General features: G+C 61.9%; 21 protein-coding genes. 11 read left to right on the plus strand and 10 right to left on the minus strand.

Annotation, left to right across the window (positions count from 1 at the left end):
• Positions 1 to 151: 151 nt before the first annotated feature.
• Positions 152 to 568 (plus strand): hypothetical protein, encoded by a 417-nt coding sequence (locus BX591_RS30600; protein ID WP_111935061.1) that lies wholly within the window; start codon positions 152 to 154, stop codon positions 566 to 568.
• A gap of 25 nt (positions 569 to 593) precedes the next feature.
• Here the strand turns inward: BX591_RS30600 and BX591_RS30605 are convergent, their stop codons facing one another.
• Together BX591_RS30605 and BX591_RS30610 are read right to left on the minus strand one after the other, a co-directional pair.
• Complete coding sequence (locus BX591_RS30605) at positions 594 to 1,127, minus strand: GNAT family N-acetyltransferase (RefSeq protein ID WP_111935062.1); 534 nt, start codon at positions 1,125 to 1,127, stop codon at positions 594 to 596.
• A 112-nt stretch (positions 1,128 to 1,239) separates the two neighbouring features.
• Positions 1,240 to 1,884: a glutathione S-transferase C-terminal domain-containing protein gene (locus BX591_RS30610; protein WP_111935063.1), complete on the minus strand. Its 645-nt coding sequence runs from the start codon at positions 1,882 to 1,884 to the stop codon at positions 1,240 to 1,242.
• A gap of 71 nt (positions 1,885 to 1,955) precedes the next feature.
• Here BX591_RS30610 and BX591_RS30615 point away from each other — a divergent pair, with 71 nt between their 5' ends.
• Both BX591_RS30615 and BX591_RS30620 read left to right on the plus strand, forming a co-directional pair.
• Positions 1,956 to 2,681: a TetR/AcrR family transcriptional regulator gene (locus tag BX591_RS30615; protein WP_111935064.1), complete on the plus strand. Its 726-nt coding sequence runs from the start codon at positions 1,956 to 1,958 to the stop codon at positions 2,679 to 2,681.
• A 66-nt stretch (positions 2,682 to 2,747) separates the two neighbouring features.
• Positions 2,748 to 3,452: a hypothetical protein gene (locus tag BX591_RS30620; protein WP_111935065.1), complete on the plus strand. Its 705-nt coding sequence runs from the start codon at positions 2,748 to 2,750 to the stop codon at positions 3,450 to 3,452.
• Between the two features lie 9 nt (positions 3,453 to 3,461).
• On the opposite strand, the gene BX591_RS30625 is transcribed toward BX591_RS30620, so the two are convergent.
• Complete coding sequence (locus tag BX591_RS30625) at positions 3,462 to 4,139, minus strand: DJ-1/PfpI family protein (RefSeq protein ID WP_111935066.1); 678 nt, start codon at positions 4,137 to 4,139, stop codon at positions 3,462 to 3,464.
• A 132-nt stretch (positions 4,140 to 4,271) separates the two neighbouring features.
• Between BX591_RS30625 and BX591_RS30630 the strand changes: the two genes are divergently transcribed.
• The gene (locus BX591_RS30630; protein WP_111935067.1) at positions 4,272 to 5,267 is read left to right on the plus strand and encodes a GlxA family transcriptional regulator; all 996 of its coding nucleotides are present in this window, start codon (positions 4,272 to 4,274) and stop codon (positions 5,265 to 5,267) included.
• 116 nt (positions 5,268 to 5,383) lie between these two features.
• Positions 5,384 to 6,652: a hypothetical protein gene (locus tag BX591_RS30635; RefSeq protein WP_146749835.1), complete on the plus strand. Its 1,269-nt coding sequence runs from the start codon at positions 5,384 to 5,386 to the stop codon at positions 6,650 to 6,652.
• A 70-nt stretch (positions 6,653 to 6,722) separates the two neighbouring features.
• On the opposite strand, the gene BX591_RS30640 is transcribed toward BX591_RS30635, so the two are convergent.
• From BX591_RS30640 to BX591_RS30665, 5 genes are all read right to left on the minus strand, one after another.
• A complete protein-coding gene (locus BX591_RS30640) occupies positions 6,723 to 7,085 on the minus strand; it encodes a cupin domain-containing protein (protein ID WP_111935118.1) in 363 nt (120 codons plus the stop codon).
• Positions 7,086 to 7,224: 139 nt separating this feature from the next.
• Positions 7,225 to 8,301: a polyamine ABC transporter substrate-binding protein gene (locus tag BX591_RS30645; RefSeq protein ID WP_244147171.1), complete on the minus strand. Its 1,077-nt coding sequence runs from the start codon at positions 8,299 to 8,301 to the stop codon at positions 7,225 to 7,227.
• 827 nt (positions 8,302 to 9,128) lie between these two features.
• Entirely contained in the window at positions 9,129 to 9,413 is a 285-nt protein-coding gene (locus BX591_RS30655; RefSeq protein WP_111935070.1) for a DUF4148 domain-containing protein, read from the minus strand.
• A gap of 170 nt (positions 9,414 to 9,583) precedes the next feature.
• The gene (locus BX591_RS30660) at positions 9,584 to 10,657 is read right to left on the minus strand and encodes an aldose epimerase family protein (RefSeq protein ID WP_111935071.1); all 1,074 of its coding nucleotides are present in this window, start codon (positions 10,655 to 10,657) and stop codon (positions 9,584 to 9,586) included.
• A gap of 33 nt (positions 10,658 to 10,690) precedes the next feature.
• Entirely contained in the window at positions 10,691 to 11,920 is a 1,230-nt protein-coding gene (locus BX591_RS30665; RefSeq protein WP_111935119.1) for a XylR family transcriptional regulator, read from the minus strand.
• A 275-nt stretch (positions 11,921 to 12,195) separates the two neighbouring features.
• Between BX591_RS30665 and xylA the strand changes: the two genes are divergently transcribed.
• The 6 genes from xylA to BX591_RS30695 all read left to right on the plus strand — a co-directional run bounded on the left by xylA (position 12,196) and on the right by BX591_RS30695 (position 20,657).
• On the plus strand, positions 12,196 to 13,518 hold the full coding sequence (gene xylA / locus BX591_RS30670) for a xylose isomerase (protein WP_111935072.1): 1,323 nt from the start codon (positions 12,196 to 12,198) through the stop codon (positions 13,516 to 13,518).
• A 166-nt stretch (positions 13,519 to 13,684) separates the two neighbouring features.
• On the plus strand, positions 13,685 to 14,713 hold the full coding sequence (gene xylF, locus BX591_RS30675) for a D-xylose ABC transporter substrate-binding protein (RefSeq protein ID WP_111935073.1): 1,029 nt from the start codon (positions 13,685 to 13,687) through the stop codon (positions 14,711 to 14,713).
• A gap of 82 nt (positions 14,714 to 14,795) precedes the next feature.
• Entirely contained in the window at positions 14,796 to 16,355 is a 1,560-nt protein-coding gene (gene xylG, locus BX591_RS30680) for a D-xylose ABC transporter ATP-binding protein (protein WP_111935074.1), read from the plus strand.
• Entirely contained in the window at positions 16,352 to 17,551 is a 1,200-nt protein-coding gene (locus BX591_RS30685; RefSeq protein WP_111935075.1) for a sugar ABC transporter permease, read from the plus strand. Before xylG ends, BX591_RS30685 begins: the two co-directional genes overlap by 4 nt.
• Positions 17,552 to 17,873: 322 nt before the next feature.
• Positions 17,874 to 20,144, plus strand: a complete 2,271-nt coding sequence (locus tag BX591_RS30690) for a xanthine dehydrogenase family protein molybdopterin-binding subunit (protein ID WP_111935076.1) — start codon at positions 17,874 to 17,876, stop codon at positions 20,142 to 20,144.
• 51 nt (positions 20,145 to 20,195) lie between these two features.
• Positions 20,196 to 20,657: a (2Fe-2S)-binding protein gene (locus tag BX591_RS30695; protein WP_111935077.1), complete on the plus strand. Its 462-nt coding sequence runs from the start codon at positions 20,196 to 20,198 to the stop codon at positions 20,655 to 20,657.
• A gap of 220 nt (positions 20,658 to 20,877) precedes the next feature.
• Here BX591_RS30695 and BX591_RS30700 read toward each other — a convergent pair whose 3' ends face one another.
• Positions 20,878 to 22,539, minus strand: a complete 1,662-nt coding sequence (locus BX591_RS30700; protein ID WP_111935078.1) for an FAD-dependent oxidoreductase — start codon at positions 22,537 to 22,539, stop codon at positions 20,878 to 20,880.
• The gene (locus BX591_RS30705) at positions 22,539 to 24,053 is read right to left on the minus strand and encodes a polyamine aminopropyltransferase (RefSeq protein WP_111935120.1); all 1,515 of its coding nucleotides are present in this window, start codon (positions 24,051 to 24,053) and stop codon (positions 22,539 to 22,541) included. Before BX591_RS30705 ends, BX591_RS30700 begins: the two co-directional genes overlap by 1 nt.
• Positions 24,054 to 24,095 lie beyond the last annotated feature (42 nt).

Consider the following 24,095-nt stretch of genomic DNA (forward strand, 5'->3'; position numbering starts at 1 on the left):
ATCTCACGCGAGTGCTGAGAATCCTGGGCTTTAAAAAGACAATGAAGGCGATGCGGCTGGTGGGTGCGTGAGAACCCCTTTAGGCCCTGAAAAAAAGCCATAAACTCGTCTGGAACGCGTTGGAGAGGCTCGCAGTCTCGTCGTCCCATTGATGGCCGAAAAGGCAACCAAACGCACTGCGGCGGTCAGCAATCATGCGTCGCATTGCAATCTCATCGGGTTTCCACACAGCCTGGTTCGATTGCTGACGGGTTTTTTACTGCCATTGATCCTCGGGGCGCTGCTGTTTGCGTTGTGCGACGGCTGGCGTGACGGCACGTGGTTCGAACAATGGGGCCGCTGCCTGCCGCTGGTTTCGGTGGTCATGGCTCTACCGACCTTGCTGTACACGATCACCATGGAGATCGCCGCGACGAGTATGCAGCGGCGAGGTATCGACAACCGGCCGGTGCTGATTGCGTTGTCGACGTTTCTGGGGTTACTCGCTGGCGGATTGCTTGGGGTGATGGCGTTGATCGGAATGCCGGTCGGTCTGGTGTGCGGTTTTGTTCTGATGCGGCTGCGGTGATGCGGTAGCCGCGCTTCATTTCACTTCAGTCCGCTTCGACCGTTGCGCCATCGAGATGACGTTCAAAATGCAACAGGTCGTACCACACGCCATGCAGCCGCATGCTGCGCGTTGCTCTACCGTAAGCGACAAAACCATTACGTTCCAGCACGCGGGTGGAGGCCTGATTTTCAGGCCGTACCGTCGCCTCGACTCGCCACAGTTTCAAATCGGCACGCGCGGTTTGTAGCGCGAGTTCGACCGCTTTAGACGCGTAGCCGTGTCCCGCGAACTGCTCGCCAATGCGATACCCGAGCATTGCTTTGTTGTAGTAACGCCGCTCCACGCCCGTCAGGTTGATTCGACCGACAATCTCTTCGTCTCGTTTGACGAGAAACTGATAGGCCTTGTCGTCGCGTGTTTCTTTCTGCGCCGTTTCTATCGCGGCCTTGACGGAGTCGATGTTGTAGAAGCCGGTGTCGCGAGCATTGATCCAGTGCTCGAAATAAGCGCGGTTTTGCAATTCGAACTGAAGGAGCGGCTCCGCGTCGTCGAGTATCAGCGGGTGGATTTGTACCATTCGATTTTTTACCCTGCAGGCAAGTGTCGATCATCTTTGCGCGCAGTGTATAGGAACGGAGAGTTCGCTGTTTCGGCACGTGCAGCGCCCGGAGGCGCTGCCACCTGCACGCTCACGAAGCGCGTGCTTGCCGTCTCGCCTGCTGCTCGCCAAACAGCGCGATTTCTTCCCTCAACGCCCTGGCGACAAGCGGCCGAAGCGCCGTCCGTTTGTAGTACGCGGCGACCGCAGGCCACTCGGCGAGGTCGACGCCACCATACTGAGCCCAGTTCAGCACGGTAACGAGGTAAGCGTCCGCGACCGTGAAGCGGTCCAGCAGGAACTCCCGTTCGCCGAGATGCTGTTCGAGCACGTTGAGGCGCAGCGCGACATTGTTCTGCGTGTAGGCCCGAACGTCCGCGGATGCGTGCGGATCGAGCAGCGGCACGAATACGCCCTTGTGCAGTTCCGTGCTGATAAAACCCAACCACTCCTGCAACTTCGCACGCTCCGCCGTGCCGACCGCCGGCGCAAGCTGGGCCGCCGGAAATGCATCGGCCACATACGGCAGGATCGCGGTGTTCTCCTTGAGCAGCCAACCCTCGTCGGTACGCAGCACGGGCACCTGGCCCAAAGGATTGAGCGGATAGAAATCGGAGCCGTCACGTAGTTGCTTTGACTTCGTGTCGACTTCAATGAACTGCGCGTCCGCATTTGCTTCATAAAGCGCAATGCGTGTGGCGAGCGAACAGGCGAGTGGCGAGAAGTAAAGCTCCATGCTGACGGCTCCGGTCGTTGGGATAGTTTTTGTACTATAGTGTATAAAAATCCATCATGGCAAGAAATTTTATGCAGACCGGTACAAAAACGGACAAGCGCTCGCGTGGCCGGCCACGCACTTACGATCCCGAGCAGGCGTTGAGCGATGCGCGAGACGCGTTCTGGGAGGGCGGCTATTCCGGCACCTCGCTCGACGCGTTGAGCGAGTCGACGGGGATGAACCGGCCGAGCCTCTACGGTGCGTTCGGCGACAAACACGCGCTCTATCTGAGCACGCTGGACCGGTACATCGAAACCGGGCTTCAGGGCATGGAAGCCGCGCTCGCCGGAGATCGTCCTTTAGCCGATGCGTTGATGTCGGTGTACGACGGCGCGCTGGCGATCTACCTGCCGATTGACGAGACACCGCGCGGCTGCTTTCTGATCGGCACGGCGTTGGCGGAATCGAGGGCGGATCAGGAAGTTCGCGAGAAGCTCGCAGCGGGGTTGAACACCTTCGACGCCTCGTTCGAACGGCGCCTCGAACGGGCCAAGGCAGCAGGTGAACTCGATAGCGCCGCCAACGCCGCCGTATTGGCGAAGGTCGCCTCCGCGGTTCTGCACAGTCTGGCGCTGCGCTCGCGCGCGGGTGATTCACGCGCGTCGCTGCGCGCAACGGCCAAGGCGGGTGTCGCGTTGATCTGCGGCACAACTGCCGAGCCGCCGCGCAATGTTAGAAAGCCTCGTGGCGGCAGCGGCGAACCGGCAACTAGTGCGCGTGAGAAAGCTCCCATGCGACGCAAGTCGAACCGATAACGGGCGCTTCATGCCGGGAACAATGATCCCAATGCGTTACCTCCGCGATTGCATCGAGTGGGACAAGTGCTGACTTCTTACTTCTTGAGTGGCGACGTTATCCGCAGTCGCTACGTCAGCGACATCGTGCTGTCCGGTGCGCTCGACATTCCCATGCCTTCGCCACGTTTGCTCGCAGATTGGCAACGTGAAATCGCGACGAACATGGTCCTCGAACCTGGCGACGTCGAAGTCATGCCTTTGGCGCGAGCACGGGCGCGTTGGCCGGACTACGGCCGCTGCGTGCAGGCCGTGTCGGACTGGACGCACGCGCTTGGATTGCCCGACGTGCTCGCATCCAGCGACGTCGCCCTGATGGTCTGCCGAGGCGCGAGGTATCACCACGACGCCGAGCAATACGGCGGCGCGGCGTTCTGCAATCTCTTCCTGAGCGAAGACCGCGGACTCGACGTGCATTTTCCGTCTGCCGGTCAACGCATTCCGCTGAAGCGCGGCACGGCGTTGATATTCGACACGGGCCAGCCTCACGGCGTCATTCAACGAGGCAGCAGCGGTTTCAATGCCGCCAATTTCGCCTCCGAAGAGGACTATGTGCAGCTATTCCTGACGTGGGAGCTACCGATTGAAAACGCTCACGTAGCACAAGCGCTCAAGGTTGATTTCGACGTCGCGCCTTCCACTGCATTGCAACTGGATGAAGAGCAAGTCCGGCTCGACGGCGAAAAAGTCATGGTGTGCCCGGAGTCGGGACGTTGGCGTCCGCTCGACTGAGCCTTTTCATCAAAGCAATGCAGCGACCCGCGTAACGATCGCGCGGCGTCGCGCCAGCGAATCCGCGGACCGCTGACGTACCGACTCCACGACGGAGGGCGGCGCGGTCTCCGGGCTGCCGGCGTCGAACGGCGGCGCGGGTGCGTATTCGAGCTGTAACTGAACCGCCTGCGCTTGCTGCTCACCGACCAATTCGCTCGCCACCGTCAGCGCGAAATCGATACCCGCGGTCACGCCGCCGCCAGTGATCAGATTACCGTCGCGAACTACGCGATCGCGCACCGGAATTGCGCCCAATGGTTCGAGCAATTCATGAAACGCCCAATGCGTCGTCGCCCTGCGTCCACGCAGCAGACCGGCCGCACCGAGCACGAGTGCGCCGGTGCAGACGGATGTGACGAAGCGCGCCTGGCTCGCCTGTCGCCGGATGAAGTCGAGGGTTTCCGGATCTTCCATCAGGGCGCCGACCCCGGTGCCACCGGGGACGCAGATGACGTCGAGCGCGGGGCAGTCGTCGAACGTGGTGTCCGGTACAAGCGTTAGTCCGCTGCTCGATTTCAGCGGCGCAAGGTCTTTCCAGAGAAGATGAACCGTCGTATCGGGTAGCGAAGCAAAGACGTCGTGCGGCCCGGTCAGGTCGAGCTGCTGCACGAGCGGGAATACCAGCAAGCCAATGTGAAGCGTCATTGCAGTACCTCGGTATTTGAATAGTGTGGCCTGCTCCGCGTTCGGCAGGCAATCTGGGGATGGACAGACAAACTGTACGCAAGTACTGTCTGGCGGGAATGCCATATATCCAACATTTTCCGCCAGGCTGCCATGCGTAAAGCGCTTCGATCGATCAACGTCCTCGCCTTTCCCGATGTGCAACTCCTCGACGTTTCGGGGCCGTTGCAAGTATTCGCCTCCGCGAACGAACTCGCACGTGGGCGGGGTCTCGCTCCGTGCTATGAGCCGCGCGTGATCGCCGCTCAGGCGGGCACGGTCGTGTCTTCCGCAGGCCTGGGGCTCGTCGCGCATGCGTTGCCGTCGGCGCGCACGCCGTCCGACACGTTCATCGTCGCGGGCGGAAGAGGGGTTCACGCGGCATCGCGCGACACGGTGCTGACCCGCTGGGTGCGCCAGCACGCTGCCGTATCGCGGCGGGTGGCGTCTGTGTGCACGGGCGCTTTCCTGCTCGCGGCGGCCGGGCTGCTGGATGAACGCCGTGTCGTGACGCACTGGGCGCACTGCAATGAACTTTTGCAGCAATACCCGGCGTTGCAGGTGGAACCGGACCGGATTTTCATTCAGGACGGGACGGTGTGGACGTCGGCGGGCGTCACGGCAGGTATCGATCTGGCGCTCGCGCTCGTCGAAGAAGATCTCGGCCGTTCAATGGCGCTCGACGTGGCGCGAGAACTGGTGGTGTTTCTCAAGCGACCGGGCGGGCAGTCGCAGTTCAGTACGGCCTTGTCGCTGCAACAGGACGACGATCCATTCGGCGAACTTCACGCGTGGATCGTGGAACATCTGAGCGCCGATCTTTCTGTCCCCGTGTTGGCCGACCGTGTCGGCATGAGCGAACGCAGCTTCATGCGCCATTACCGCGCGAAGACCGGAAAAACGCCGGCGCGCGCCATCGAGCAGATTCGCACCGAGGCTGCGTTGGGTCTGCTCGTGGATACGTCGCTGCCGATCAAGCGCATTGCGGCGCGCTGCGGATTCGGCAGCGAGGAGACCATGCGGCGCAGTTTGATGCGGACGATCGCGGTCACGCCACAGGCGTATCGCGAGCGTTTTGCGTCGAGCGATAGCGAATCGACGAAGTCGTAGCGCGATCGGGAAACGCGCGGCCGTGCAAAAGGGCCGCTGCGTTACTTCCATAGCACCTCGCCTCGGAATGAGCATGCTTCAATGAACGCTCACATAGCACCTTCAGAGGCTATCAAATGTCGACGTCAATCTCAGGCACGCTCGTGCGTGCCGCGATACCGATAACGATTCGTTCCGATCAGATTGTTGAAAGTGGAAACAACGCGAACAGAGGGAGAGAAGACCGGCAAGCTCTTCCAGCCATTTACCGCTCCCTGTCCCAGCAAAGTGAGCCTTTCTCGTTCAGTCAGGCAAACCGCGTCGGATACGCGGGTAATGGCAAGTTGGGGCAGATGGGTCGCTCTCCCAGCGGACAAACCGGCGCAGCGCCTTTGCTGCGGATCGTCCAGGCTCGCGCGAACGATTTCGTACGCGGTGCGAGCGACTTGCTGGTTACGGGCAATCTCGGCGGCAAGGAACTGCTGGGTTTGGCATCGAAAGCGTTGTCGGATGGCGCGACTGAATTGGGCATCATGCCGGAGGTTATCAACCTGTCCAACAACGTCAAGCACCTGATCGCGGACCCGAAAAACGAGCAGGCCAAATGGGACGTGGGCAATGCGGCGGCGCATCTTGCCGGCGGCCTCGCTGCCACGGCCGCATCGTTTGCCTTTCCTCCCGCCGCGTTGGCGCCGTTGCTCCTGCCGAATTTTTCCGAAATCCATCATGCGGAGGACCTCCGGCACGAAGTGAACCGGTTGCGTGCGCAAGGGCGCAATACGGAGGCCGATGCAATGCACACCATTTATCAGGAGGCCGCGCTGAACGCAACGCCGATCATTAACTGGTTCGGGTCGGTCTATAAGTCGGCGATGCGGCCCGCCATCGAGACATTCGAGCTATCGCAAGGAAACCGGCCGGATGCTCCGTCAGCGGACGGCGTGCCGCAGGGACTCGCCGATAACGCGGGCGACATTGCCGGCCACTACTACGCGAGCGCATTGTCCGAGCGTGCGAAGAGTTTTGCAAACAACGCTAGATCGGAACTGAAAGCGCTGAGTCAAAAATCAAACATGGATACGGTAACGATCCTGTCGCGCGCGCCGCAGCTATTCGCCTGGCCATCGACGGGGCAGCCGATGCGGGCGTTCGACAAAGCGATCGCGATCACCTATTCGAAGCGAACCGATTCGGTCTCAGCCCAGTTTCTCTCTCCAGGGAGCCACGGACAATTTCACGTTCCGATAATGGACGGCGTAACAACGGGCCCCCGCATGAAGAACCTTGTCGTAGTAGGCAACATGCTGGATCCGGACCAAATGAACGTTAAGTTCGATCTCTCCCTTTATCGCGATGGTAAGGTCGGCAACCTGGCCGTTGCCGATCCCCGGCATTACGCGGTTTGACGTATAGCCGCTGCGAGGCGGCGAAGAGGTGCGCGATGAAGCGAACTTCTTCGTTGAAATGCGCCGTCGTTCATCCCTTGAACTCCACCGAAACGAAAATTTTCCTGCATGGCTCAAGGACTTCCCAAGTCCCTTTGAATCCGGCTGGAATCAGAAAGCGATCGCCCGCCCGTACGGTCTTGCTCGTCCCGTCGGCATCGCGAATGACGGACACGCCTCCGAGAATTTCACAGTACTCGCTCTCGGTGAAGTTCACGCTCCACTGTCCAGGTGCGCCTTCCCACACACCTGCCGCGAGTTGTCCGCAAGGGCTGGTGAAGTGCGTATGAACGGACTGTGACGGATTGCCAGCCAGTACCGCTTCGGCCTTTGGCATGTACTCAATGCTTTCTTTCGCCGGCAGCGCGAAGTCTACGATATTCGAAATGCTCATGATGTCCTGGTCAAAACGCAAGAAACTGCAGGATAAAAAAGAAGCGTGGCCCACGCACCCACTGCATGCGTCACGCCGGAAAGAACCCTCTTCGGCAGAAAGGCCGCCGTCCAGCTAATTGCAACTCAACGCCCGCTGCTCAACTCCCCGATTTCAACTGTGCCCAAAGCCGGTTCTCGAGCCGCATGATCGGCGCCGGTTGCGGCCGCATCAATGTCATTTTGTTCAGCACGGCTGCGGGCGGATAGACGTTCGTATCCTGGTCGATGGCGGGCGTCACGAATTGCCGCGCGGCCCGGTTCGCGGTCGGATAAAACACCTCGTTGGTAATGTCGGCGCTGACCTTCGGGTCTTCGATGTAGTTCATCCATTTCATTGCCGCTTCCGGGTGCGGCGCGTCTTTCGGAATGACCATCACATCCATCCATACCAGCCCGGCGTCCTTGATGTTCGAGAACCGGACTTCGTAGGAGCGTTTGGCCTCCGACGCACGGCGCCGGGCGATCCCCACATCGCCTGAAAAACCGAACGCGACGCAGATATCGTTGTTCGCGAGGTCGTTGATGTAGCCGGACGAATTGAACTGCGTGATATACGGCCGGATCTTCTTCAATACTTCGTACGCTGCCTGGTAGTCGCCTGGGTTGGTGCTATTCGGGTCTTTATGCATGTACTGAAGCACGGCGGGGAAAACATCCGACGCCGAATCGAGGAAGGAGACGCCGCAACTTTTTACCTTGGACAGGTTGGCCGAATCGAACAGCAGCGACCAGCTATCCACCGGCGCTTCGCCGCCCAGCGCTTTCTTCACGGCTTGCACGTTATAGCCGATACCGTCGGTGCCCCACGCCCACGGCACGCCGTATTGATTGCCGGGGTCTGCGTCGGCGATCAGTTTCATGAGCCCCGGATCGAGATTCGCCAGGTTCGGCATCTTCGATTTGTCGATCTTCTGATAGACGCCGGCTTCGATCTGCCGCGCCATGTAGCTCGACGTCGGCACCACGATGTCATAGCCTGAACTGCCCGCGAGCAGTTTGGCTTGCAAGGTGTCGTCGCTGTCGTAACTGTCGTACTTCACGTTGATGCCGGATTGCTTTTCGAAGTTGGCGATCGTGTCTTTCGCTATGTAGTCCGACCAGTTGTAGACGTTCAGCGATGTGTCCGCGGCGCACGCGGTGTTCATCGCGGTGAAGGCGGTCAGCGAGCACAGCATCGTGCCGGTGAGCGAAAGCAGCGTGGTATGACGGGTCTTCATTCTGCAATCTCCTTGGGTTCGATCTTCGGTTTTTCGCCGAAGCAACGACGCGCACGCATGACGGTCCACTCGTCCCATGCGATCACGGCAAGCGCGACCAGCAGGACAAGACGGGGCGTGACGCGGCTTGCCGCAGCGCAAGCGCACAGCAAAACAAAATGGCAGGCGTAGGCGAGCGCCGGCAGCCGTGTCGCGCGGGCAAGCGAACTCGCACCGCATGACCATGCAAACGCACGACAAGCGCACGGCAAACGCTCGACCGCTAGCTAAACGAGCGGTCTACCGCATGCAACGCAGGCTCGCGAAAAGAGAGGGGGGCTAAGGCAGAAGCGACGCGATTTCGTCGGTGCGAACGGGAATGGCGGAGGGGGCTGCGATCACGTTATGCCGGCGCACGGAGCGGCGCGACAGGACGGTATCGATAGACAGGGGGCGGGATGGCGAAGCGCAGTTGCTCCCCTGATGAGCGATCGGACAGCCGGACAGGAACGTTCTTTCCCGACCAGGCTGGTATCTCACCAATGGACCACGGACTTTCACGATTGGACCCGAAGCGACGTTGAGTAGAAGTTCTCGCTGACGTGAGCAGCAACGCTGCGAGAACCACCGAACTGCCGCCTTAGGATAGCCGAGTCAGTATTTTCGTCAAAGGAATTTCTGACATGACGTCGTCATGGTCGCGCGCTGTCATTCGCTATGGTGCAATGCGAGTGCATGCCGATGCGAGTGCATGCCGATGCGAGCGCCTGACATGCGCTCGAATCGAATGAACTGGACGTGAAGCACTATTGGCTATTCATCGGTGCGTTGGAACCCGCTTGCGACGAGCCGCCCGCCGGACTGCCGTAGGCGGTTGCATTCTGCGCGGCAACGCGTGCTTCGGCTGCCTGAATATCGGCGGGATAGGTGGCGTCGGTCGCGACGGCCGGGTTGTATCCGGCGTCTTCGAGTTGCTTCAACTGAGCTTTGACCTGTGCACGCGTGAGCGGCTGCTGGTCGGATTGCGCGAACGCCGCCACGGGTGCGGCCAATACGACCATTAGCGCAACGGCTTTGATGAGCGATTTCATAGTGCTTCCCTCCGGAATTGTTTTATCCGGCACCGCAGCAATTGCGGCGCCGATTAGACGAGTGTAGGAAGCTCGCGGTACTGGGGGAACTACAGGTCGGTTAATTCAGTATTGACGCAAACAGTAAGTCGGCGCGCTGTAAGCCACGTCGTAAGATAGGATGAATCGCATCACACACCTTCGCGTACGCCGACTTTATAAGTCGTGAATTGCCGATAGGTGTCGCCGGCTCGAAGAATCACCTGTTCTTGCCCGGCCATGTTGACCTGGTTCGGAAAACCGCCTGCTTCGAGACACAAGCCCGCATGCGCTTGATAGGCGATGCCGCCGCGTCCCTTCTCGCCATTCAGCCAGTTGCCGGTATAGAACTGTAAGCCGCGCTGATCGGTCGATACGGTCAATTCGCGGCCGCTGCCCGGGTCGTACGCACAGGCAACCGGGCGTAACGGCGACGTAGCTGCGTTCGCAGCGTCGTGCAGCACATAGCAATGATCGAAGCCATGAGCCCGCGCCAGTTGCGCATGGGGCCAATCCAGACGTGCGCCGATCGGCGCGCTTTGCCGGAAATCGAATGCATTGCCCGCCACTTCCGCGAGCTGGCACGGAATCATCGCCGCGTCGATTTCGAAGAAGCGATCGGCGTCGATCGACAGTACATGACCGCGAATATCCGTGCCAGGGCGCCCGGTCAGATTGAAGTACGGATGACTGGTCAGATTGAGCGGCGTCGCGGCGTCGGAGATCGCTTCGTAGGCAAGGGTCAGCGTGCCGTCGTCGTCGAGTGTGTAGCGTACCTGCGTGGTCACGTTACCCGGAAAACCGGCATCGCCTTCGGGCGACTCCAGCCGCATGAGCAACGCGCCGTTGTCCTCGCTCACGTCCCACAGTGCGCGATGAAACCCCACGGCGCCGCCATGCAACAGGTTCGCGCCTTCGTTGCGGTCGAGCGTGTATTCGATGCCGTCGAGCGTGAAGCGTGCGCCCGCAATGCGGTTCGCCCAGCGGCCGATCAGGCCGCCCATATACGTAGTGGCCGCCACGTAGTCGGCCGGCGTGTCGTGGCCAAGCAGAATATCGCCCAGACGCCCCGCGCGATCCGGCGCGTGCCACGACACCAGCGTCGCGCCCAGGTCGCTGATGGCGACTTTCATGCCGTGCGCGTTGCGCAACGTGAAGAGCCGGACGGGATCGCCTCCGTGCAACGTGCCCCACGGCTCGGAAGAAAGTTGTGCGATGCTGATCATGTCGTGAGTCGGAATAAAAGAGTAAAGGCGCGCTCAGTCAGGCATGGGTGTCGACGTCTGCGCCGCATTCGCGCGATCCTGGTACTCGCGCGGCGTACAACCGAGCTCACGCCGAAATACCGCATACATGTACTGCAGCGACGTAAAACCGCAGCGGATCGCAACCTCCGCGCTGGACGCGTCGCGTTTGGCCAGCAGGGCTTTCGCCACGTCGAGTTTATGGCGCAGGATTTCCTGGTGCACGGTGCATTGCCGTTCGCGCCGGAAGTACTCCTCGAGCGACGAACGCGACACGCCCACGTAATCGGCCACCTGCTCGGTGCGAATGCCCTGGCACGCGTACTGGCGGATAAAATGCCGCGCCCGCATCACATACGGACTCGCAAGCGGCTGATGTTTGGTCGATTCAAGCACATTGATACCGACCGGCGGCACGAGAATGCGTCGCCCCGGAAAACGCGCGCCGTGCAGCATCTGATGCAACAAGTGAGCAGCGGTGCGGCCCATTTCGTCGGTACCCTGAATGACCGACGAAAGTGGGATGCGCGTCAACGTGCGCGTGAGCGGATCGTTGTCGATGCCGATAATCGCCACTTCCTCCGGCACGGGAATGCCCGCGATCAGGCAGGCCTGCAACAGATGCCGCGCGCGTGCGTCGGTCACGGCAATGATGCCGACCGGTTTTGGCAATTCCCGCAGCCACGCCGTGAGTTGTTCGGTCGCCTGGTTCCATGACGGGGCGCTGGTGGACAGCCCGCGATAGATCTCGCTGTCGATCTGCTCCTCGCTGTGGCCGTCCGCACGCCGCAAATGCGCGAACGCCAGTTCACGCTGTTGTGCCCAGCGGTTTTCCTGCGCTTGCGGCAGGCTGTACAGCGCGAAGTGTTCGAGACCGGCGCCGATCAGATGCGTGTAAGCCAGCGAGATAAGCTTGCTGTTATCCGTGGCGATATAGGGTAAGTCCGGAGGGTAGTGCGCCGGATCTTCGAACGACGACCCCACCGCCACCACTGGCAACGGGCAATCGCGCAGTGCTTCGCCCACGGCCGGATCGTCGAAATCCGCAATGATGCCGTCGCCGTCGAAACGCTCGATACCCGTGAGCCGGCAGCGAAAATCCTCTTCGAGAAACAGATCCCACGCCACGCGCGTCGACAACAGATAGTTGCCGATGCCGGTAATGATCTCGCGGTCGTAGACCTTGTTCGCGTTGAACAGCAGCGCGATCCGATGGGTCGTCTGTGGTGTTTGCGGACGGGTCATGGCGGTGGGTGGCATGCGGGTCGCAAATCGGACGCCACGCGCCTTCGTCTCCAGTTGAATGCGGGTTTAACCTGCATCGTTTTTAAGCGTCTGGTTATTCTAGGCCCCGAATCGCCAAGCCGTGCGAATCAAACACGCGGGCGGTAAGAAACATCAAGCACGCTGCGCAATTTCGCAATTGCCGATGCCTCGTTCACGCGTCAGCATGGCGTCACCTTGTCGACCGCTGCGGTAATGCCGGGCGAGTTGCATTGCAACATAAACAGGAGACGCCGATGTCCTATTTCGAACACATGCCCGAGATCCGTTATGAAGGACCGCAGTCGGACAACCCGCTTGCGTACCACCATTACGATAAAAGTAAAAAAGTACTCGGTAAAACCCTCGAAGAACATCTGCGTATTGCGGTGTGCTACTGGCACACCTTCGTCTGGCCAGGTACGGACATTTTTGGGCATGGGACTTTTCGACGCCCGTGGCAGCAGGCCGGCGACGCGATGGAGCGGGCGCAGCAAAAAGCGGACGCCGCCTTCGACTTCTTCTCGAAGCTTGCCACGCCGTACTACACGTTTCACGATACCGATGTCGCGCCCGAAGGGGCAAGCCTGAAGGAATACAGCGAGAACTTCTCGCGGATGGCCGACTACCTGGCGCGCAAGCAGCAGGACACCGGCGTCAAATTGCTATGGGGCACGGCCAATCTGTTCTCGCATCCGCGCTACGCCGCCGGCGCCGCGACCAGTCCCGACCCGGAGGTGTTCGCGTTTGCCGCGACGCAGGTCCGCCATGCGCTCGACGCCACGCACCGGCTCGGCGGAGAGAACTATGTGTTGTGGGGCGGCCGCGAAGGCTACGACACGCTGCTCAATACCGACCTCGTGCGCGAACGCGATCAGCTTGCGCGCTTCCTGCAGATGGTGGTCGACCACAAGCATCGGATCGGTTTCAAGGGGGCGCTGCTGATCGAGCCGAAACCGCAGGAGCCGACCAAACATCAGTACGACTACGACGTCGCGACCGTTCACGGCTTTCTGTTGCAATACGGACTCGAAAAGGAGATTCGCGTGAACATCGAGGCCAATCACGCGACGCTTGCCGGCCATTCGTTTCATCACGAGATCGCCACGGCTTACGCCCTGGATATCTTCGGCAGCGTCGACGCGAATCGCGGCGATCCGCAGAACGGCTGGGATACCGATCAATTCCCAAATAGTGTGGAAGAACTGACGTTGGCTCTTTACGAAATTCTCAAGCACGGTGGATTCACGACCGGCGGCATGAACTTCGATTCGAAGGTTCGGCGGCAAAGCGTCGACCCGGAAGATCTGTTTTACGGCCATATCGGTGCGATCGACAACCTCGCGATCGCCGTGGAGCGGGCTGCGGTGCTGATTGAAAACGATCGTCTCGATCAATTCAAGCGGCGGCGCTACGCAGGCTGGGAGGCGGAGTTCGGCCGCAAGATTCTGTCAGGCGATTATTCGTTGTCGACGTTGGCGGCGGACGCACTCACGCGCGGATTGAATCCGCAGCACGCCAGTGGGCATCAGGAGTTGATGGAAAGTATCGTGAATCAGGCTATTTACAGCGGGCGTTGAGCACGCTTCGCAGCACATGCAGCACACGCAGCAGCAACATAAAAAATCGCACGGCCACGTCGACCGCGCGAAACAGGAAGCTTTGGGTTGTCGCTTGTCCGGTCTTGCGGCTCGCAGCGCAAACCGTCCAATCCGGTATTCCGGCTATCAGAAGATGGAGACAGACATGAAATTCGCAACGCGTCGTACCGTACTGAGTTCGCTCGTGTGTGGAGCGGTACTCGCCAGCCTGTCGCTTGTCGCGCCGCTCGCGCATGCAAGCAAGGATCACCCTGAAATCGGCTTCTGTATCGACGATCTGCGTGTCGAACGCTGGTCGCGCGATCGCGATTATTTCGTCGCTGCCGCGGAAAAACTCGGCGCGAAAGTGTCGGTGCAATCGGCCGATGCGAGCGAGGAGCGGCAGATCTCGCAGATCGAGAACCTGATCTCGCGTGGCGTGGATGTGATCGTGATCGTGCCGTTCAATTCGAAGACGCTCGGCAATGTGGTCGCCGAAGCGAGAAAAGCCGGCATCAAGGTGGTGTCGTATGACCGCCTGATTCTCGACGCCGACGTCGACGCCTATATCTCGTTCGACAACGAAAAGGTCGGCGAATTGCAGGCCCAAGGCGTCTACAACGCGCAACCCAAGGGCAACTACTTCCTGCTCGGCGGTGCGCCGACCGACAACAACGCCAAGATGCTGCGCGAAGGCCAGCTCAAGATTCTGAAGCCGGCCATGGACAAGGGCGACATCAAGATCGTCGGTCAGCAGTGGGTGCCGGAATGGAGTGCCGCCACGGCGCTGCGCATTACCGAAGATGCGCTGACCGCGAACAACAACAAGATCGACGCGATCGTCGCCTCGAACGACGGCACCGCCGGCGGCGCGATCCAGGCGCTCGCCGCGCAGCACCTGGCGGGCAAGGTGCCGGTGTCGGGTCAGGACGCGGACCTCGCCGCGGTGAAGCGCGTGATTGCCGGCACGCAGACCATGACCGTCTACAAGCCGTTGAAGCTGATCGCCAGCGAAGCGGCCAAACTCTCCGTGGCGCTAGCCAGAGGCGAGAAGCCGGCCTACAACGCGCAGTACGACAACGGCAAGAAGAAGGTCGACACGGTGTTGCTGCAGCCGACGTTGCTGACGAAGAGTAACGTCGACGTGGTAATCAAGGACGGCTTCTACACCCAGGCCCAGCTCGCGAGCCAATGAGCGAACGTGTGCGCGGCGGCGTCGACACGCGAGACGTGTGTCCACGTCACGCCGCCGCGCGCCTTGCAGCGAGGCATAGCGAATGACTCAACCCTTGCTGACGATGCGGGGCATCGTCAAGGCATTTTCCGGCGTGAAGGCGCTCGACGGCATCGACCTGACGGTCGCGCCCGGCGAGTGCGTCGGCCTGTGCGGCGAGAACGGCGCGGGCAAATCGACGCTGATGAAAGTGCTGTCCGGTGTCTATCCGCACGGCACCTGGGACGGCGACATCACATGGGAAGGCGAGCCGCTGAAGGCCGCCAACGTGCGGGACACCGAACGCGCCGGCATCATCATCATTCACCAGGAGTTGATGCTGGTGCCGCAACTTTCGGTGGCGGAGAACATTTTTCTCGGCAATGAAATCACGCTGCCCGGCGGCCGCATGAATTACGCGGCGATGTATCAGCGCGCCGACGAACTCATGCGCGAACTCGGCATAAGCGGTATCAATGCCGCGCAGCCGGTCATGAACTACGGCGGCGGTCATAAGCAATTGATCGAGATCGCGAAGGCGCTGAACAAGCGCGCGAAGCTGTTGATTCTCGACGAACCGTCGTCGTCGCTGACCGCGTCGGAGATCCGCATTCTGCTCGACATCGTGCGTGATCTGAAAAGGCGCGGCGTGGCGTGTGTGTATATCTCGCACAAGCTCGACGAAGTCGCGGCAGTCTGCGACACGATCAGCGTGATTCGCGACGGCCGCCATGTCGCCACCGAGCCGATGCACTCGCTCACCACCGACCGCATCATTTCGCTGATGGTGGGCCGCGAGATCAAGAACCTGTTTCCGCGCGAGCCGCATCCGATTGGCGAGGTGATCTTCGAAGCGCGTAACGTGACCTGTTTCGACGTCACCAATTCGCGGCGCAAGCGGGTGAACGATGTGTCGTTCGCGCTGCGGCGCGGCGAGATTCTCGGCGTGGCCGGTCTGGTCGGCGCCGGGCGCACCGAATTGATGGAGGCGGTGTTCGGCGCATACGCCGGTGTGAGCGAGGCAACGGTCGTGCTGGAAGGCAAGCCGCTGAAGATTCGCGCTCCCGTGGATGCGATTCGCGCGGGCATCGGCATGGTGCCGGAAGATCGCAAACGACACGGCATCGTGCCGGGTCTGAGCGTCGGCCACAACATCACGCTCGCGGTGTTGCAACGTTTCGCCAAAGGCGGCCGGATCGATTCGGCCGCCGAACTCGACACGATCAACACGGAAATGAAGCGGCTCTCGGTGCGCGCGGCGCATCCGATGCTGTCGATTGCGAGTCTGTCCGGCGGCAATCAGCAGAAGGCCGTGCTCACCCGCATGCTGCTGACCGATCCCAAGGTGCTGATTCTCGACGAGCCCACACGCGGCGTCGACGTCGGCGCGAAATACGAAATCTACAAACTCATTTTTCAACTGGCGCAGCGCGGTATGTCGATCGTGATGGTGTCGTCCGAATTGCCCGAGGTGCTCGGCATTAGCGATCGCGTGCTCGTGATTGGCGAGGGCGAGCTGCGAGGCGATTTCGTCAACGACGGACTCACCCAGGAGGACATTCTCAGCGCCGCGATTCGCCCCGTGCAGCGATCCCCGAACCCAACCGCAGCGAGTGCCGCATGACGCCCGACGTTACTTCCCAACGCGCCGACGGCGCCGCGCCTCGCGGTGCATTCGGCGGCCCGCAGCGCATTCAGCAACTGTTTGCCCGCTACAAGATTCTTGCGTTGCTGATTGCGGTGGCCGCGATCTGGATGTTCTTCTCGTTCCTCACGCACGGCGCTTTCGTCACGCCGCGCAATCTGTCGAATCTGTTGCGGCAAATGTCGATCACCGGGATGCTCGCGTGCGGCATGGTGTTCGTGATTATTGCCGGCGAGATCGATCTGTCGGTCGGCTCGCTACTCGGTTTGCTCGGCGGCGTGGCCGCGATTCTCGACGTCAACCGTCATTGGCCGATCGGTGTGACCGTGCCCGTGGTGATGGTGCTCGGCGTCGCGGTCGGCATGTTCAATGGATGGTGGTCGACCTATCGCCGCGTGCCTTCGTTCATTGTCGGCCTGGGCGGCATGCTCGCGTATCGCGGCATTCTGCTCGGCGTCACGGGTGGTTCGACGATCGCGCCGGTCTCCGACGGTTTCGTGTTTCTCGGCCAGGGCTATCTGCCGCGGCTCGTGGGTGACGCGCTCGCCGTCGTGTTGTTCGTGCTGCTCGCGTTTCTCACGCTGCGGCAGAGGCGTAATCGCGAACGCTATCAACTACGCGTGGTGCCGGTCTGGCAGGACGTCGTGAAGGTGGTCGGCGCGGGTGTGATTCTGGCGGGCTTCGTCGCCACGCTGGACCGGTACGGCGGAATTCCCGTGCCGGTGCTGTTGCTGCTGGCGCTGCTCGGCATCTTCACGTGGATCGCGACGCAGACCGTGTTCGGACGGCGCATTTATGCGGTCGGTTCGAACCTGGAAGCGACGCGGCTCTCCGGCGTCAATACGAACCGCGTGAAGCTCGCGATCTTCGCGCTGATGGGGCTGATGTGCGCGTTCGGCGGCATCGTCAACACGGCGCGGCTCGCGGCCGGATCGCCGTCGGCGGGCTCGATGGGCGAACTCGACGCGATCGCCGCGTGCTTTATCGGCGGGACGTCGATGCGCGGCGGCTCCGGCACCGTGTACGGCGCATTGATCGGCGCGCTGGTGATGGCGAGCCTGGACAACGGCATGTCCATGCTCGACGTCGACGCGTATTGGCAGATGATCGTGAAAGGCAGCATTCTGGTGCTCGCGGTGTGGATCGACGTGGTGTCCGGATCGAACCGGCGGTGAGATAGCCAAACGTGGTGACGGCGATACACACGGATCCGTAAGTGAACGGCTGTCGGCGGGCAATGTCGACGGCGATCGGATCCGTGGGGTCGCCGCGGGGTCGTATAGTCAGTTCAATCAGCTCAATCAGTTCATTCTGTGTAGCAACCCTCAGCAGCTTCGCGTTAACCCCTGCGCCTCACCGCGATTGACTTAAATTCCCGAATTTAAGTCCCGCAATCGCTCGCCCGTCTTACTACTATCCGAACACGCGCCACGCCAAACCCGTGCCCTCGCGCACATTCCCAACCTTCGCCACCATGCAAGCTCACCGAGCCGGGCCATGTTGAAGCGCAGAACCTTCCTGCTCGGCGGTGCCGGCGCAGTGGGCGCGCTGCTGGTCGGCTGGTCGGTGCTGCCGCCGGGTCAACGGCTTACCACGTCCACCCCGTTACCCGCGCAAGGTACGGAAGTGCCGCTGAACGGCTGGGTGAAAATCGCCGCCGACAACACCGTGACGATCGTCATGTGCAAGGCGGAAATGGGGCAGGGCATCCACACCGGCCTTGCCATGCTGCTCGCCGAAGAGCTCGACGCGGACTGGTCGCAGGTGCGCGTGGAGGATTCGCCGCTCGACGGGATCTACAACAGCGTGCAGAACATCGTCGACGATCTGCCGTTTCGTCCCGACGACGACAGCGCCGTGAAGCGTGCCACGGTCTGGCTGACCCGCAAACTGGTGCGCGACGCCGGCACGATGATGACGGGCGGGTCGTCGAGCATCAACGATCTGTGGACGCCGATGCGCGAAGCCGGCGCCTCGGCACGCGCCATGCTGATCGGTGCGGCCGCTGCGCAATGGCAGGTGCCGGCCGCCGAATGCCGCGCGCAGAGCGGCCAGGTGTTGCATCCGTCGGGACATCGGGCGAGCTTCGGCGAGTTGTCGGTGCTGGCGGCGCAACAGCCGCTGCCGCGCAACGTGGCGTTGAAAGACCCGGCCGACTTCAAGCTGATCGGCAAGCCGGTCCGCCGCATCGAAGCGGCGTCGAAGATCAACGGCACGGCCCGCTTCGGCATCGACGCGTTGCCCGACGGGCTGCTGTATGCGAGTGTCGTCATGTGTCCCACATTGGGCGGAACGGTCGCGCATTTCGACGCCGGGCCGGCGGAGAAACTGCCGGGCTTCATCAAGGCGTTCGCCGTCGCGCCGTACAACGGCGGAACCGGCGGCGTCGCGGTGATCGCCGACAACCCGTTTCGCGCAATGAACGCAGTCACCGCTATCACGGTCGGCTGGAACGACGGCGCCGCGGCGCACGTGTCGAGCGCGGATGTGCAGAACCGTCTCGCGCAGGCATTGGACGACAGCGAGGGCCACGCCTACTACCGTCTCGGCGATGTCGACGCCGCGCTGAGCGGCGCCACGCGTACGGTCAGCGCGGAGTATCACGCGCCGTATCTCGCGCACGGCGCGGTCGAACCGCTCAATTGCACGGTGCAGGTTGCGGACGGCGCGGCGACGGTATGGGTCGCCACGCAAGTCCCCGCGCTCGCGCGTCACCACGTGGCCAAGGTGTTGAACCTCGACGCCGACAAGGTCGATGTGCAAACGCAGTTGCTCGGCGGCGCATTCGGCCGGCGTCTCGAACTCGATTTCATTGCACAGGCCGCGGTGATTGCGCGCCAGGGCGGCGGCAGACCGGTGCAGACCATCTGGTCGCGGGCGCAGGATTTCACGCATGATTTCTATCGCCCTGCCTGTGTATCGCGGCTCGAGGCCGGTCTCGACGCGCACGGCAAGCTGCTTGCATGGGACAGCCGGTCCGCGGGACAGGCGATCGTGCCGGAATCGCTCGCACGCTACTACGGCGTGCCGCGTATCCCGATCGACAAAACCACCTGCGAGGGCGCGTTCGATCAACCCTACGAATGGCCCGCCGCGCGCGTCGCGCACAAGATCGTCGAGTTACCGGTGCCGGTCGGTTTCTGGCGTTCCGTCGGCCATTCGCATCAGGCGTTTTTCACGGAGAGTTTCACCGACGAACTCGCTGCCGCCGCCGGTCGCGATCCGATTGCGTTTCGCGCTGAGCTGCTTGCGCGGCACCCGCGTCATTTGGCGGTGTTGAAGCGGGTTGCGGACGTGTCGGAATGGGGACGCCCGTTGGGCCATGCCACCGACGGCGCGCCGCGCTCGCGCGGCGTCGCGCTGCACGAGGCGTTCGGCAGCGTGGTTGCGCAGGTGGCGGAAGTATCGCTCGGGCCGGGCAAGCAGATTCGCGTGCATCGCGTGGTCTGCGTGATCGATTGCGGCTTGCCGGTGAATCCGAATCTGATCCGCCAGCAAATGGAGAGCGCGATCGTGTTCGGCCTCTCGACCGCTTTGCAGGACGAAATCACGATCGTCGATGGTCAGGTGCAGCAGAAGAACTTCGTGGATTTTCCGGTGGTGCGGATGAACGATTGTCCAACGATCGAAACCGAGATCATGCCGAGTCGACTGCATCCGCAAGGCGTCGGCGAACCGGGCGTGCCGCCGGTTGCGCCGGCGGTGGCGAACGCGGTGTTCGCGTTGACGGGCCAACGTCTGCGTGCGTTGCCGCTGAAGCTGGCGTAACGCGCAACACGCTCAAACAGACAAAAGAACGGGAATGACGAGGAGACCCGCATGGGATCGCTAAACATCAACGGCCGCGCGGTCGCGGTGCAGGCCGAGCCGGACATGCCGCTGCTGTGGGTGCTGCGTGCCGAGCTCGGCATGACGGGCACCAAGTTCGGCTGCGGCGTGGGGATTTGCGGCGCGTGTACGGTTCATCTGGACGGCAAGGCGAGTCTGTCGTGCCAGACGCTGATGTCGAGCCTGCATACGCAGAAGATCACGACGATTGAAGGCGTGCAGGGCGTGGAAGCGCAAGCCTTGAAGGCGGCGTGGATCGATCTCGACGTGGTGCAGTGCGGCTATTGCCAGAGCGCGCAACTCATGGCGGCCTGCGCACTGCTCAAACAGAAACCCAATCCGACGGATGCCGATATCGACGCGGCCATGTCCAACATAGTGTGCCGTTGCGGCACCTATCCGCGCGTGCGGGCGGCGATTCACCAGGCGGCGTCGAAGCGTCGGCCGGCATAGCGGCGGCGACGTTCGACGCGCGCGCGTACTTAATTGGCGAACATTTCCACCACGGCGACCACGGCCGTGAAAATGCCGATACAACCGCCCAATGTGACTGCGCCTTGCATGAATTGCGACATACGTGACCCTGTATCGAGAGTGATTGACGAAGGAGATTTAACCCGAAATGAAAGCTTAAAGAAAGATTATCAAAAATAAAACGTAAGCGAATTCGGGCTTATCCCAGGGCACGGTGTGCCGCGAGTACACCCCAGTACGAGGCTTCTTCGAACAGCGACATGCCCGACAGGTCCGCATGCGCAAACAGCACCGGGCCGTCCGCGTCGCGCAACGCGAGCAGGCCGGGACGGCTGAGGAAGCCCACGTCCGGCGTCGCCATGGCGTGACCGCGCACGGTGATTTCCAGCGCGGCGGCGTGACGCCATAGATCGCGGCCATAAGCGGGCAGCAAATCGATCGCTGCTTGCGCGCGCAGGTCGTCGGGATGCGCGGCGGCGAGCCAGCGGCGGGTGTCGTCGGGCGTCTTCAGATCGAGCGCCTGATACGCCGAGAACACCGAGCGCTGCGGCGGCGACAGACGAATCAGTTGATGCGTCGAAACCACGTAGCCGAGACCTTCGCCGCGATACACGACGTTGTCCCACGCGAGCGGCACGCCCGGCGCTTCGCGCGGCATGCCGTCCATCAGGAAGTTGGAGACCAGCCACGGCGCGCGCGGCGGCAGGTCGCGCGACGCGTCGAAACCGTACGCGGACAGATGCGGCATGACATGCTGGGCGACAAAAAGCGGCATGGCCGACACCACGCGGCGCGCTTTCAGCACGAAGGTACTGAGCACGTTACGACTGTCGATGCGTACGCACAGCACTTCGACGCCACCCGGTTTTTCATCGACCCGCGCGGCAAAGCCCGGTAATGACCACGTGGATTTGCCAACCCGTTGCGTGATCGACGCGCTCAGCCGGGTCACCATGCCATGCAGGCCATCGGGCCAGGTCAGCACCGCGCCGTCTTCCGCATTGCGCGCGTGGCCGCCGCGCGACGAGAAATAGTGCAAGCCAGCCCACGCGGAGACGTGTTCATAACCGGCGCCGAAATCGTCGCGGCACGCGTAGTTCAGATACCAGTGCAGCGACGGTGCGGTATAGCCCTCGTCGACCAGCCACTGTTTGAACGAGCGCTTATCCAGGGCGCGCCAGCGCGGCTCCTGCGAGGACTGCGCGAGCGGAATGCAGAACACCTTGCGGCCGTCGCTGCCCACGGCGGTGCGCAGTGTGTCGGTGTAAGCGAAAAAGCGCTGCTGCTGCGCGATTTCCGCGTGGTCCACGCCGAGTGTCGGCACCAGGCCGTCCTGCCATTGACCGTCGATCAGCAAGCGTTCGTCTGGCGCATGCACCAGCACGCGTTCGTCGAACACCGGCCGGGCGGTGAACGGGTCGGCTTCGATCACGCCAAAGTCGGCGAGCATGTCGCGCAGATGCGTCGATTCCATCGACGGTAACGGCAGATAGTGCGCGCCCTTCGGATAGCCCAGTTCGCCAAAGCGGCCGCCCGCCGCATTGCCGCCGAATTCCGGCCCGGCAAGCACGACGAAATCTTTATGCCCCGCCCGCGCGAGTTGCCACGCGCACGACAAACCCGCCGCGCCCGCGCCGAGAATCGCGATGTCGGTTTCGAGCGTGCCGGACGGCGCCGGCAAACTGCGACGGTCGCGCAGCGCATGACCTTCGCGCATGCCGGGACTGTCGATCACCGGCGTCGTCTCGATCCAGCCGGTGCGGCTGAGATCGGTCAACGAGGCCAGCGAGCCCAACGCGCCCGCCCCCACCGCGCCGGCCGTGCCAGCCGCGCCCGCAAACAGAAAAGTGCGGCGGTCCATCAGCGCAACACGTGCTTCCAGTCGTCGTCGAAAAGGCGGACAAGCGGCTGGTCGTTCATCTGGTTCGGCGCCATCGGCAACGCGGGCATGTCGGCGGGAAAATGAAACATTTCAACGGCGGTTTGCGCGTCGAGCCAGCGCATCGGCTCCGCGTAATGCGTCGGGATCGTGTAGTCGCGACGCTTGCCGGCAATCACGAAGCCCCAGTCGCCGAATGACGGCACATAGCAGTGATACGGCCACGTGTTGAAGCCCGCCTCGCGCAACGTGTCGACGATCGTCCAGTACGCGTGCGGCGCGAAATACGGCGAGGTGGATTGAATCACCGCATAGCCGTTCTCGGACAGATGCCGCGACAGCATGCGATAGACCGGCACCGAGTAGAGCCGCCCTAAACCGAAGTTGGTCGGATCGGGAAAGTCCACCACGATCGCGTCGAACACCTCGGCGTTGGATTCGAGCCAACGCACGGCGTCGTCGTTGATCACATGCACGCGTGGATCTTTCAGCGAGCCTTGATTGAGTTTGACGAGCGGCGCCGAGGTGGAAAACATCCGCGTCATGGCCGGGTCGAGATCGACCAGCGTGACCGTTTCGATGTTGCGATGCTTGAGGATTTCGCGCACCGCGAGCCCGTCGCCCCCGCCGAGCACGAGCACGTGCTTCGCCCACGGCAATGCTTCGAGCGTCGGGTGAATCAGCGCCTCGTGATACCGGTGTTCGTCGCGCGACGAGAATTGCAGATTGCCGTTCAGATAAAGACGCATGTCGTCGTGCCATTGCGTGAGCACGATGCGTTGATACGGCGTGGTTTCGGAGAAGATCGTCTCGTCGCCGTACAAGCCGTGTTCGGCCCAATGCGTGAGGCGCTCCGACAGCGCGAAACCGGCGCCGAGCAGGCTGATCACCAGCGCGGCGCGCATCAGCTTGCCCGGCACGTTGCTGATTTCGGCGCGGAACGTGTGCGTGGTCCACAGCGCCACCAGCGCGTTGAGAATGCCAAACAGAAAGCTGGTGCGCAGCAGGCCGAGACGCGGCGCGAGCACCAGCGGAAATAGCAGGGAAACCGCGAGTGAGCCGAGGTAGTCGAACGTCAGTACGTCGCTGACAGTGTGGCGGAACGCCTGGCGGCGCTGCTGGAACGCGCGCATGACCAGCGGAATCTCCATGCCGATCAGCGCGCCGAGTGCCAGCACCACTGCGTAGAGCGCCGCGCGAAACGGCGTGGACAGCCAGGCGAACACGCCGAACAGCATGGCCGCCGACAAACCGCCGAGCAGACCCACCAGCAATTCGATATCCACGAAGCGGTCGAGCACGTCGTCGTCGTCGACGAATCTGGCGAGCCACGAGCCTACGCCCATCGCAAACAGATAACAGCCGATCACCGACGAAAACTGCAATACCGAATCGCCGAGCAAATAGCTGGACAAGGTACTGCTGATCAGCTCATAACCCAATCCGCACGAGGCGAGCACCAGTACCGACAGTATCAGCATGCGATTATGTTTAATCTTCATGCTGGGCACTCCGGTCCGATCTGGATATACTGGCGG

It is taken from the genome of Paraburkholderia bryophila (assembly GCF_003269035.1).
GTDB classification, from domain to species: Bacteria; Pseudomonadota; Gammaproteobacteria; order Burkholderiales; family Burkholderiaceae; genus Paraburkholderia; species Paraburkholderia bryophila.

Excerpts from the sequence above, each read along its gene's own strand:
- BX591_RS30600 (WP_111935061.1), top strand. The coding sequence starts at position 152 with ATGGCCGAAAAGGCAACCAAACGCACTGCGGCGGTCAGCAATCATGCG.
- BX591_RS30605 (WP_111935062.1), bottom strand. The coding sequence starts at position 1,127 with ATGGTACAAATCCACCCGCTGATACTCGACGACGCGGAGCCGCTCCTT.
- BX591_RS30610 (WP_111935063.1), bottom strand. The coding sequence starts at position 1,884 with ATGGAGCTTTACTTCTCGCCACTCGCCTGTTCGCTCGCCACACGCATT.
- BX591_RS30615 (WP_111935064.1), top strand. The coding sequence starts at position 1,956 with ATGCAGACCGGTACAAAAACGGACAAGCGCTCGCGTGGCCGGCCACGC.
- BX591_RS30625 (WP_111935066.1), bottom strand. The coding sequence starts at position 4,139 with ATGACGCTTCACATTGGCTTGCTGGTATTCCCGCTCGTGCAGCAGCTC.
- BX591_RS30630 (WP_111935067.1), top strand. The coding sequence starts at position 4,272 with ATGCGTAAAGCGCTTCGATCGATCAACGTCCTCGCCTTTCCCGATGTG.
- BX591_RS30635 (WP_146749835.1), top strand. The coding sequence starts at position 5,384 with ATGTCGACGTCAATCTCAGGCACGCTCGTGCGTGCCGCGATACCGATA.
- BX591_RS30640 (WP_111935118.1), bottom strand. The coding sequence starts at position 7,085 with ATGAGCATTTCGAATATCGTAGACTTCGCGCTGCCGGCGAAAGAAAGC.
- BX591_RS30645 (WP_244147171.1), bottom strand. The coding sequence starts at position 8,301 with ATGCTGTGCTCGCTGACCGCCTTCACCGCGATGAACACCGCGTGCGCC.
- BX591_RS30655 (WP_111935070.1), bottom strand. The coding sequence starts at position 9,413 with ATGAAATCGCTCATCAAAGCCGTTGCGCTAATGGTCGTATTGGCCGCA.
- BX591_RS30660 (WP_111935071.1), bottom strand. The coding sequence starts at position 10,657 with ATGATCAGCATCGCACAACTTTCTTCCGAGCCGTGGGGCACGTTGCAC.
- BX591_RS30665 (WP_111935119.1), bottom strand. The coding sequence starts at position 11,920 with ATGACCCGTCCGCAAACACCACAGACGACCCATCGGATCGCGCTGCTG.
- xylA (WP_111935072.1), top strand. The coding sequence starts at position 12,196 with ATGTCCTATTTCGAACACATGCCCGAGATCCGTTATGAAGGACCGCAG.
- xylF (WP_111935073.1), top strand. The coding sequence starts at position 13,685 with ATGAAATTCGCAACGCGTCGTACCGTACTGAGTTCGCTCGTGTGTGGA.
- xylG (WP_111935074.1), top strand. The coding sequence starts at position 14,796 with ATGACTCAACCCTTGCTGACGATGCGGGGCATCGTCAAGGCATTTTCC.
- BX591_RS30685 (WP_111935075.1), top strand. The coding sequence starts at position 16,352 with ATGACGCCCGACGTTACTTCCCAACGCGCCGACGGCGCCGCGCCTCGC.
- BX591_RS30690 (WP_111935076.1), top strand. The coding sequence starts at position 17,874 with ATGTTGAAGCGCAGAACCTTCCTGCTCGGCGGTGCCGGCGCAGTGGGC.
- BX591_RS30695 (WP_111935077.1), top strand. The coding sequence starts at position 20,196 with ATGGGATCGCTAAACATCAACGGCCGCGCGGTCGCGGTGCAGGCCGAG.
- BX591_RS30700 (WP_111935078.1), bottom strand. The coding sequence starts at position 22,539 with ATGGACCGCCGCACTTTTCTGTTTGCGGGCGCGGCTGGCACGGCCGGC.